General features: G+C 37.3%; 7 protein-coding genes and 1 pseudogene. 4 read left to right on the forward strand and 4 right to left on the reverse strand.

Translation table 11 applies throughout. The annotated features are described in order from the left end of the window. Positions 1-110: 110 nt before the first annotated feature. The 3 genes and pseudogenes from BN338_RS12150 to BN338_RS13185 form a co-directional block, all read right to left on the reverse strand. Positions 111-359, reverse strand: coding sequence for a hypothetical protein (locus tag BN338_RS12150; RefSeq protein ID WP_244427625.1), 249 nt, complete (start codon positions 357-359; stop codon positions 111-113). Between the two features lie 529 nt (positions 360-888). Beyond that, positions 889-2,427, reverse strand: a complete 1,539-nt coding sequence (hutH, locus tag BN338_RS07030; RefSeq protein WP_039760420.1) for a histidine ammonia-lyase — start codon at positions 2,425-2,427, stop codon at positions 889-891. Between the two features lie 167 nt (positions 2,428-2,594). Next, positions 2,595-2,802 (reverse strand): annotated as a pseudogene (locus BN338_RS13185) (hypothetical protein); the annotation flags it as partial. A 439-nt stretch (positions 2,803-3,241) separates the two neighbouring features. Between BN338_RS13185 and BN338_RS07040 the strand changes: the two are divergent. The 4 genes from BN338_RS07040 to parE all read left to right on the forward strand — a co-directional run bounded on the left by BN338_RS07040 (position 3,242) and on the right by parE (position 7,732). Next, a complete protein-coding gene (locus BN338_RS07040) occupies positions 3,242-3,868 on the forward strand; it encodes a LemA family protein (RefSeq protein WP_039760424.1) in 627 nt (208 codons plus the stop codon). Further along, positions 3,868-4,719 (forward strand): TPM domain-containing protein, encoded by an 852-nt coding sequence (locus BN338_RS07045; protein WP_039760427.1) that lies wholly within the window; start codon positions 3,868-3,870, stop codon positions 4,717-4,719. The genes BN338_RS07040 and BN338_RS07045 overlap by 1 nt, the downstream gene beginning before the upstream one ends. Positions 4,720-4,845: 126 nt before the next feature. After that, entirely contained in the window at positions 4,846-5,583 is a 738-nt protein-coding gene (lipB, locus tag BN338_RS07050) for a lipoyl(octanoyl) transferase LipB (RefSeq protein WP_039760432.1), read from the forward strand. A gap of 82 nt (positions 5,584-5,665) precedes the next feature. Beyond that, the gene (parE, locus tag BN338_RS07055; protein WP_039760435.1) at positions 5,666-7,732 is read left to right on the forward strand and encodes a DNA topoisomerase IV subunit B; all 2,067 of its coding nucleotides are present in this window, start codon (positions 5,666-5,668) and stop codon (positions 7,730-7,732) included. 17 nt (positions 7,733-7,749) lie between these two features. On the opposite strand, the gene recJ is transcribed toward parE, so the two are convergent. Further along, a complete protein-coding gene (gene recJ / locus BN338_RS07060) occupies positions 7,750-9,534 on the reverse strand; it encodes a single-stranded-DNA-specific exonuclease RecJ (RefSeq protein WP_039760438.1) in 1,785 nt (594 codons plus the stop codon). Positions 9,535-9,586 lie beyond the last annotated feature (52 nt).

Below are 9,586 nucleotides of genomic sequence, written 5' to 3' on the forward strand. Positions count from 1 at the left end.
TAAAAACTCATAACAAATGCATTAATTATGCGTATAATAATTTTTTTACTTTAAGCAAACTCTCCATTAGTCGCATAAAACAAACTTTTTATGCCAATTAAATAACTCAATCAGTGATAATACGAATCTCGCCAATTTTTAAAAGTATGAGAAAGTGTATCCACAACCCATTGTTTAAGGACTCCAACTGCCTTAACTACAAGCTTTCCAATGAAGAAAAAATATATGGTAAAAATAGCATCTTTAACTGTTGGTCCGATGATACCACTCTCCTTACCTCTAGGAGTTTGCCCTGAAATAGCAATAAAACCTTTATTTTTCACCGAAACAAGAGGCTCTTTCTCTTGAGCCACAATCATAATGAAAACTTTCTCTGGAAAGCTACCTCTCCTAAAATTTACATAAACCTCAAGAATTTGTGAAAAAAAAGAACTGTTGTTAGAACACATAATCGAGCACTTTTAAAACATTTCTTTCTCCTTTTTTATTTAAAACACAAAAAATGAAATATAAAACTCATAAAGTATTAACAAATAAGAAGAATATACAATAAAGTTTTATTTTACTTTATAATATGCATATAATATAATTTATACTCATAAAATTATAATATTACAATATATAAATTGTGGACATTATTTAACTTATATTAAAAAATCTAATAGTAATCATAAAGTATAAGCACTTCAACTTTATAGTTTCTATAAAATTATGATGATAAATCCAGATCATTATAAAATATCTAGTTGGCTATAAACAACAGATATACACAGTAATAAATACATAATTTATTAGATAATTCAAATATAGCATTGATCTTCTATATTTTCATATGAGAAAGTTTCAAAATTCAATATCCGCCCTTCATTATTGGTTTTAAAACAAATATTATTGAAAACTTAATGAAGGAAAAATTGTTTCTGGCAAAATAGATAATAAGTGCCCTTCACGTACAAGTCTATGTACTTGATGAAGATCTGGAGCCAGATAGCGATCTTCCTTAAGAGAAGCAACATTTTTGCGTAAACATTTCATAACAGACTGTAAGAGAGTACTTGTTTTTAAAGGTGTTCGATATTCAATTCCTTGTACTGCAATAAGCGTTTCAATACCAATAAGTGCAAAAAGATTTTCACTCATTACCAATAACCGACGAGCACCATGGCAAGCCATTGAAACATGATCTTCTTGATTGGCTGAAGTTGGTGTTGAATCAATGGAAGCAGGATGAGCCATTTGCTTATTTTCAGACATTAAAGCTGCTGCTGTTACTTCAGCAATCATAAAACCTGAATTAAGACCTGCATTGTGCGCTAAAAAAGCTGGAAGACCATAAGAAACTGCTGGGTCAACCATAAGGGCAATACGCCGTTGAGAAATAGATCCTATTTCACACAAAGCAAGAGCAATCTGATCAGCTGCAAACGCGACAGGCTCAGCATGAAAATTGCCACCTGATACAACCTCACCATTTCTTAAAATCAACGGATTATCTGTAACAGCATTTGCTTCAATAATCAGTGTTTTTGCTGCTGCGAGCAAAATATCAAAACATGCCCCCATAACCTGTGGCTGACAACGTATACAGTAAGGATCTTGTACACGCTCATCACCACGTAAATGTGCTGCACGAATTTCTGAATCCTCTATAAGCTTTTCTAATGTTTGCGATACGGCAATCTGCCCATAATGTCCTCGCAAAATATGGATATCAGGATGAAATGGTGCCGTTGATGCCATGGTAGCATCTGTCGTTAAAGCCCCTGCCAACAATCCACCACATAATGCCCGATAAGCTCGAAAAAGTCCGGCAAGTGCAAGTGCTGTTGATGTTTGAGTCCCATTAATAAGAGCTAGTCCTTCCTTTGCCTCTAAAATAATAGGCGATAATCCTGCTTTCTCTAAAGCAAGTGCTCCACTCATACGAATATTTTGAAAAAACGCTTCTCCTTCTCCCATCATGACAGCCGCCATATGAGCAAGTGGCGCAAGATCACCTGAAGCGCCAACAGATCCTTTTTCTGGGATGACAGGAATAACGCCCTTTTCAAGCATATTTTCCAGCAAATTGACTAACTCTAAACGAACTCCCGAAGCTCCCCTTCCTAAAGAGATAAGCTTTAAGCTCATGATCAAACGTACAATATTTTCAGCTAAAGGCTCTCCTACCCCACAACAATGGGACAAAATAAGATTTCTCTGTAAAACAGTGACTTTGTCCGCATCAATTTTAATGGAAGCCAGTTTCCCAAAGCCAGTATTAACACCATACACAGGCTCACTTCCAGCAGCAATTTCAGCAATATGCTGCGCTCCTTTTTTGATAGCTACATGGGTATCATTATGAAGTTTACTGATTTCACCATCAAAATAAATAGCTTCAAGTTCGCTAAGCGTTACCTCACCCGGCTTTAGTATAATCATCATAATTTTCTTTCTTTTTCAATTACAGTGTAACTCTTAACATTATTAATCCTTCTGTAAAACCTATAAAACAAAAAAAATATAATCACCCTTTAAACTAAAACGCTTTTTAATTAAGCTAAAACGCTTTTTTAAAAGCCATTCCTTAGGATAAAGATAGCATGATATCAGTGCTCATTCTCTAAAATTTTAATACCCCTCTCTAATGCAATGCCTTTCCCTGCACCTACATCCACGATAGACAAATGCTTTTTGTTCTTAAAAGGAAGAAGTATAATCTTAAATATTAAAAGGAAGAAGTATAATCTTAAATAAGGTAAGAGGATAACAAGAACGATAGAGATCATAATCTTCAGCTAATCCGTCACACTTTTCGCTTTAGGGTTGACGCTTTACAACAGAAGATTTTCCCCTTCTTCATAATTATTGATCTCCATAATTTAAAAGCTTTTTATTCAATAGGTTAAGCATGGAGTTCTAAAGGAGGGAAAATGGAAACGACCTCTACCTTCTATAAGATTGATGCTTATATTCTCCCCTTCCCCAATTGTTATCTGCTACGTTCTGAAATAAAAATACTATGAAAATATACACCATAAGAATAATTGACATGAATATTATTGATCTTTCATAAGATGACATCTATATTCTCGTTATTATTTTCATGTCAACAAGCCGCTGAAGCATGCTAAAAACACAAAAAGATATCAATTTATTAATAATTTTATTAATAATAATGTCTGTTTATAATTAAAAATACTTTCCACAAAGAAGATTCACCCTATATAATACATAAAATATCTGTGGAGACAACTTTATGTTAAATGTACAAACTTCTTCAATGTTTAAAATATTAAAACAATTTTCAATCATTATGCTCTTGGCAGGGTTAGTACCATTTTTAAGTGGCTGCGGATTTAATACGATACCAACAAATGAAGAAAAAGCACACGCAGCATGGAGTGAAGTGCTCAATCAATATCAACGCCGTACAGATCTCATCCCCAATCTCGTCGAAACAGTTAAAGCTTATGCCGCCCATGAAAAAAGTGTTTTCACAAATGTAATTGAAGCACGTGCCAAAGCAACACAAGTCAACATTAACGCAGATATGCTGAATAATCCGGAAATTATGCAGCAATATCTCAAAAATCAAGCCAATTTATCAAGTGCACTTTCGCGGCTTATGGTGGTTGTCGAAAACTATCCAGATCTTAAAGCAAACCAGAACTTTCTTGCTCTTCAATCACAATTAGAAGGAACGGAAAACCGTATCTCCGTTGCGCGCCGCGATTATATCGAAACGGTTCGTGCCTACAATACTGCACTCAAAACAATGCCGACAATGATTTGGGCAAAATTATGGTTTCGTGATGCTAAACCGATGCCAACTTTTACCATCGATACGGATAGCCAACAAACACCAAAGGTTAATTTTAATTAATGAAACCATTTCAACACTCTATAAAACGTCGTTTTTTTCTTCGTTTATGGGTGCCTTTAAGCATTCTATACTTGATCATTGCATTGGGGAATGTCACTCACGCACATACTAAGTTCCCTCCCTTAACCGGCTATATCAATGATATGGCTCATTTACTTGACCATGCAACAAAAAGCAATTTAACGGAAAAGCTTGCTGCACTCGAAGAAAAAACGGGAGATCAAATTGTTCTTGTAACGCTCCCTACTCTTTCAGGCAATGATATAGAGACATACAGCAACTCTCTTTTTCGCACATGGAAGTTAGGTCAAAAACAAATCAATAACGGCGTATTAATCATCATTGCACCCAATGAACGTGAAGCACGTATCGAGGTAGGCTACGGGTTGGAAGGAGAACTAACAGATGCTATTTCGTCTGTCATCATTAACAGCTTCATGATTCCTAATTTTCGTGAAGGAAATTATCAAAAAGGAATTGTTGAAGCAGTTCATGCAATTATCAAAGTGATCACACAAAGCGATGCTGATTTTTCTTTTCGAATCAAACAAAAAGCTAAAGCTATTGAAGAACAACGTAAACAAGCTGCAAGAGAAGAAATGATTATAAATACAATCATGTTTCTCATTCTCTTTATAGCAGTCGGTTTACCCATTTTGGCTATGATTTTTGGTAGGAAAATAGGTCCACAAAGGTATCTTTGGATGGGTATTGTCTTTACACCTTGGTTTTTAAACTTAAATGCGAGCGGTAGAAACTCTCGTGGAATATTTGGTGGACATTCAACAGGAGGAGGATTCAGAGGTGGTGGTGGATCATCAGGTGGTGGTGGAGCAACGGGAAGATGGTAAAACGAGCATAACGCGTTTTTTAAATAAAATTCATTGCAATTCTCATAAAGTGTCTCTTAATACTTACGCTTTTGTTATTTTTCTGATTACTGTACAAAAACTCAAACATTAAGATAAATATTGCCAATGACATTTGAATTGAAACATAGAGATCGTAGTCACTTATCACGTCATTTTAATGCTATTCTAGGTAATCCACCCGTTGAATGGAAAATAAGTGATCATTTGGTTGAGTATCCTGAAGCGCTGCGTTATATGCAGGAACGTGTAGAAAAAATTCTTGCAAGAACTGCACATGAACAGGTGTGGCTTCTTGAACACCCTTCCCTTTATACAGCGGGGACGAGTGCAGATAAAAAGGATCTTTTAACGCCTCATTTATTCCCTGTTTATGAAGCAGGACGTGGGGGTGAATTTACATATCACGGTCCAGGACAGCGCATTGCTTATATTATGCTTGATCTTAAACGCCGAAAACAAGACATTCGTGCTTTCATCAGTGCGTTAGAAGAATGGATCATACAAATGCTTGCAAACTTTAATATTAAAGGCGAACGCAGAGAAGATCGCGTTGGTGTCTGGGTTAAACAGTCGCATTGCCCATCAAAACAAAATGGTCTTTCTTCCGAAGATAAAATTGCGGCGATTGGCATTCGAGTGCGCAAATGGATAAGTTTTCATGGCGTTTCTATCAATGTTAATCCTAACTTAGCCCATTATTCAGGAATTGTTCCTTGTGGAATTACAAACCACGGTGTAACAAGCTTTCTTGATCTAGGATGTCCTGTAACAATGCATGATATTGATATTGCTCTCAAACATGCTTTTGAACAGATTTTTGGTCCAACAATTGATGTTTCCTAAGTGCATTGATTTTTAAATAAAAAACAGGCATAAAATTTATTTTAATGAATATTTTATTTTATAGGATAGATAGTTAAACGCTATGAGCGATAACAACAAAGATCTTTTTAGTATTTTAAATAAAGCCCAATCTCGGGTAAATACAAAAGAAAGCACTCTGCAATCTCCAATGAAATCAAAAATGGTGATTTCAAAAAAAAGTGCAAAAAATACGCAAGAAGACGACTATAATGCCCTCTCTATTCGCGTGCTTGAGGGTTTAGAGCCTGTACGTTTACGCCCTGGAATGTATATTGGTGGAACAGACAGCAAAGCACTCCATCATTTATTTGCCGAAATTATTGATAATGCGATGGATGAAGCTGTTGCTGGTTATGCAGACTCCATTGAAGTCTCATTAGATAGGAATGGTTATATAACCGTTACAGATAATGGACGTGGTATTCCTGTCGAAAATCATCCTCAAATGCCTGACAAATCCACTCTTGAAGTTATTATGACACAACTCCACTCAGGAGGAAAATTTGATGGAAAAGCTTATCAAACTGCGGGCGGACTTCATGGAGTAGGAATTTCTGTCGTCAATGCTCTTTCTGATGATATGGAAGTTGAAGTTGCACGAGAACGAAAACTTTACCGCCAACGCTTCTCACGCGGTATTCCTCAATCTGGATTGGAAGATTTAGGGGATGTTTATAATCGTCGTGGTACACGCGTTCGTTTTCATCCTGATCGTGAAATTTTTGGTGAAAAAGCAGCTTTTGATCCAGAAAAAATCTATAAGATGGCTTGCTCCAAAGCCTATCTTTTTGGTGGTGTAAAAATTCGCTGGACTTGTGATCCCGTTATACTTGAAGGCGTAAAAAATATTCCCGAAAAAGCTGTTTTTCATTTTCCCAATGGACTTAAAGACTATCTACTTGCATCACTAAAAGATGAATATCGCGTCACATCAGAAATTTTTTCTGGCAAAACACAACAAAATAACGGTCATGGCTCCGTTGAATGGGCTATTGCTTGGCATGGTGGTGATCCTTGCGTGCAATCTTACTGCAATACTATTCCTACAGGAGAAGGCGGAACACACGAAATAGGACTACGTCAAGCTCTTTTACGTGGATTGAAATCTTACGCTGAGTTAATAGGGAATAAGCGCGCAGCGATCATGACATCTGACGATATTATGATTTCAACAACTGCAATACTTTCTGTCTTTATCAGTAATCCTGAATTTGTTGGACAAACAAAAGATCGATTAGCAACCATTGAAACACAGCGTATTGTTGAGAGTGCAATCCGCGATCCTTTTGATCATTGGTTGGCAAATTCCCCACAAGAAGCAACCAAACTTCTCGATTGGGTTATTGAACGCGCTGAAGAACGTGTTAGACGACGTCAAGATAGAGAAATAAGTCGAAAAACGGCTGTCCGTAAATTACGTCTGCCTGGTAAACTGGCAGATTGTAGTCAAAACCATGCTGCGGGTGCTGAATTATTTATTGTTGAAGGGGATTCTGCAGGAGGATCTGCTAAACAAGCGAGAAATAGAGCAAACCAAGCAATTTTACCTCTTCGTGGCAAAATCTTAAACGTCGCCAGTGCTGCACATGAAAAAATGAACTCAAGCCAAACAATTAGCGATCTTATCCTTGCTCTTGGATGTGGAACACGTTCTAAATATCGTGAAAAAGATCTCAGATATGAACGTATTATCATCATGACAGATGCTGATGTTGATGGTGCTCATATTGCGTCACTGCTCATTACCTTCTTCTTTCAAGAAATGCCTGACCTTATTCATCAAGGACATTTATATCTCGCCGTCCCACCCCTTTATAGAATATCGCAAGGCGGGAAAGTTGCTTATGCACGTGATGACATCCATAAGGATGAATTGCTCAAAACTGAATTTACGGGAAAGGCTAAAATTGAAATCGGACGTTTTAAAGGGCTGGGTGAGATGCGCGCAGAACAACTTAAAGAAACAACAATGCATCCTCAAAAACGTACACTGCTTCGTGTTTCTATTGATGCCGTGGAAATGCAAGAAACGAAAAAGACTGTAGAAAGTCTCATGGGAACAAAGCCAGAAGCACGATTTCGTTTCATACAAGAAAATTCTACTTTTGCTTCTAATTTAGACATCTAATGTAAAAAATACCTCTTTTAAACTACTGCGGCGGCGTCAATCACGCGCAGTTGCGGATTAACCGTTCCATTCCAATAATTCAAACTAAGATGACCAGCTAAATGAATCATTTCACCGATATTTTCAGAGAGAAAATGACCAAGTGCTGTCCCTACAGCACGAAAAGCTATTCCTTGCAGTTTTTTGCCTTCCACATTAGATACAATGAGGCGAAGATGTCCTTTACCAACTTCAGATAGATTCATTAATCGATGAGAGGGTAGAACAAAAACTGGTGTTACATTCCCTGTCCCAAAAGGCCCTGCCTTTTCAAGCAACTCAAATAGTGCTTGATTGACACCAGAAGCAGAAAGAGAACCATCTATACTAAGAGACTTTTTTGCATGCAATTGTGAAACCATTACAGAAACTTTTTCTTCTAGCCATTTTCTAAAAATTTCAATTTTTGCCGATTGAATTGTAATTCCTGCTGCCATACTATGCCCGCCTCCTTTTTCTAATAAATTGAGTGTAACAGCTTCACGAACGAGTGCTCCTAAATCTATACCATTAATTGAACGTCCCGACCCTACGCCATTTCCATCTTCTTTCAAAGCAATAGCAAAAACAGGACAAAAAAAACGCTCTTTGAGACGTGAAGCAAGAATACCAATAATTCCCGGATGCCATTCTTGATGAGAAATGACAAGTGACAATGGTGTTTCTTGATCTTGGTAAAGAGAAGCAATATAAGATTCCGCCTGTGCTAATTGAATGTTCTCCATTTCTTGGCGTTCTTGATTAAGCTGATCTAATTGTTCTGCTATTCTATCCGCTTCATCTATATTCTCACAGCTAAGCAAACGTGCTCCCAAAGCTTGATCACCGATGCGCCCTCCTGCATTAATTCTAGGACCTAATAAAAAACCTAAATGAAAACTATTAAGTGGCTCCCCTATTCGTGCAACCTTTGTTAAAGCCGCTATCCCCGGATTATGCATAGAACGAGCAACTTGCAGTCCTTTTACCACAAAAGCACGGTTAACCCCCTGTAATGGAACAACATCACATATGGTTGCCAATGCAACAAGATCAAGCATACTGAGAAGATCAGGCAGCTTCCCTTCGAATTGTTTTTTCCGCAACAAATGATGAACCCAAGCTAATGTAACAAAGACAACACCCGCTGCACATAAATGCCCTTGTCCAGAAAAATCATCAGGGCGATTAGGATTGACAAGAGCAACAGCTTCTTGATGAATCTCTGACATTTGATGATGATCTAAAATCACAACATCAGCACCTGCAAGCCTCGCCGCTTTTACAGCTTCTGGACTATTTGCACCACAATCAACAGTGATAATTAAACGGGCCCCTTCTTGCACGAGCATTCTCATTGCTTGTTCATTCGGTCCATAGCCTTCAACAATACGATCAGGAATATAAATTTTGACTTCAATCTCAAAATAACGAAAAAAACGCGCTATGAGTGCTGATGCACAGGCACCATCAACATCATAATCACCAAAAACAGCAACCTGTTCTTGATTGAGAAGAGCCTCAACAATACGCTCTGCTGCGCATTGCATATCTCTAAAACTTTCTGGATCAGGCATAAGCGTTCGCAATGTTGGATTAATAAAAGCAACAGCTTCAGTTTCATCCACACCTCTTGCTGAAAGGACTCGCGCTAACTGATCTGGAAAACCAAACTTTTGAGAAATAGCACGCGCATTATTTATCCCTTGAATATCAAGGGCATCTAACCAAGCTTGACCACAAGCAGAAAATTCAACATTGAGAAAATAACGAGATAACTGCATTATCATTCATTTTATAATGAAGATCAATAAAATACAATCACGCGTTAAAGAT

Origin of the sequence: Bartonella queenslandensis AUST/NH15 (assembly GCF_000312585.1) — a bacterium.
Taxonomy (GTDB): Bacteria; Pseudomonadota; Alphaproteobacteria; order Rhizobiales; family Rhizobiaceae; genus Bartonella; species Bartonella queenslandensis_A.

What these genes read in the sequence shown, in the direction of transcription:
- parE (WP_039760435.1), top strand. Translation starts at nt 5,666, where the DNA reads ATGAGCGATAACAACAAAGATCTTTTTAGTATTTTAAATAAAGCCCAA.
- BN338_RS07040 (WP_039760424.1), top strand. Translation starts at nt 3,242, where the DNA reads ATGTTAAATGTACAAACTTCTTCAATGTTTAAAATATTAAAACAATTT.
- recJ (WP_039760438.1), bottom strand. Translation starts at nt 9,534, where the DNA reads ATGCAGTTATCTCGTTATTTTCTCAATGTTGAATTTTCTGCTTGTGGT.
- lipB (WP_039760432.1), top strand. Translation starts at nt 4,846, where the DNA reads ATGACATTTGAATTGAAACATAGAGATCGTAGTCACTTATCACGTCAT.
- BN338_RS07045 (WP_039760427.1), top strand. Translation starts at nt 3,868, where the DNA reads ATGAAACCATTTCAACACTCTATAAAACGTCGTTTTTTTCTTCGTTTA.
- hutH (WP_039760420.1), bottom strand. Translation starts at nt 2,427, where the DNA reads ATGATGATTATACTAAAGCCGGGTGAGGTAACGCTTAGCGAACTTGAA.
- BN338_RS12150 (WP_244427625.1), bottom strand. Translation starts at nt 359, where the DNA reads ATGATTGTGGCTCAAGAGAAAGAGCCTCTTGTTTCGGTGAAAAATAAA.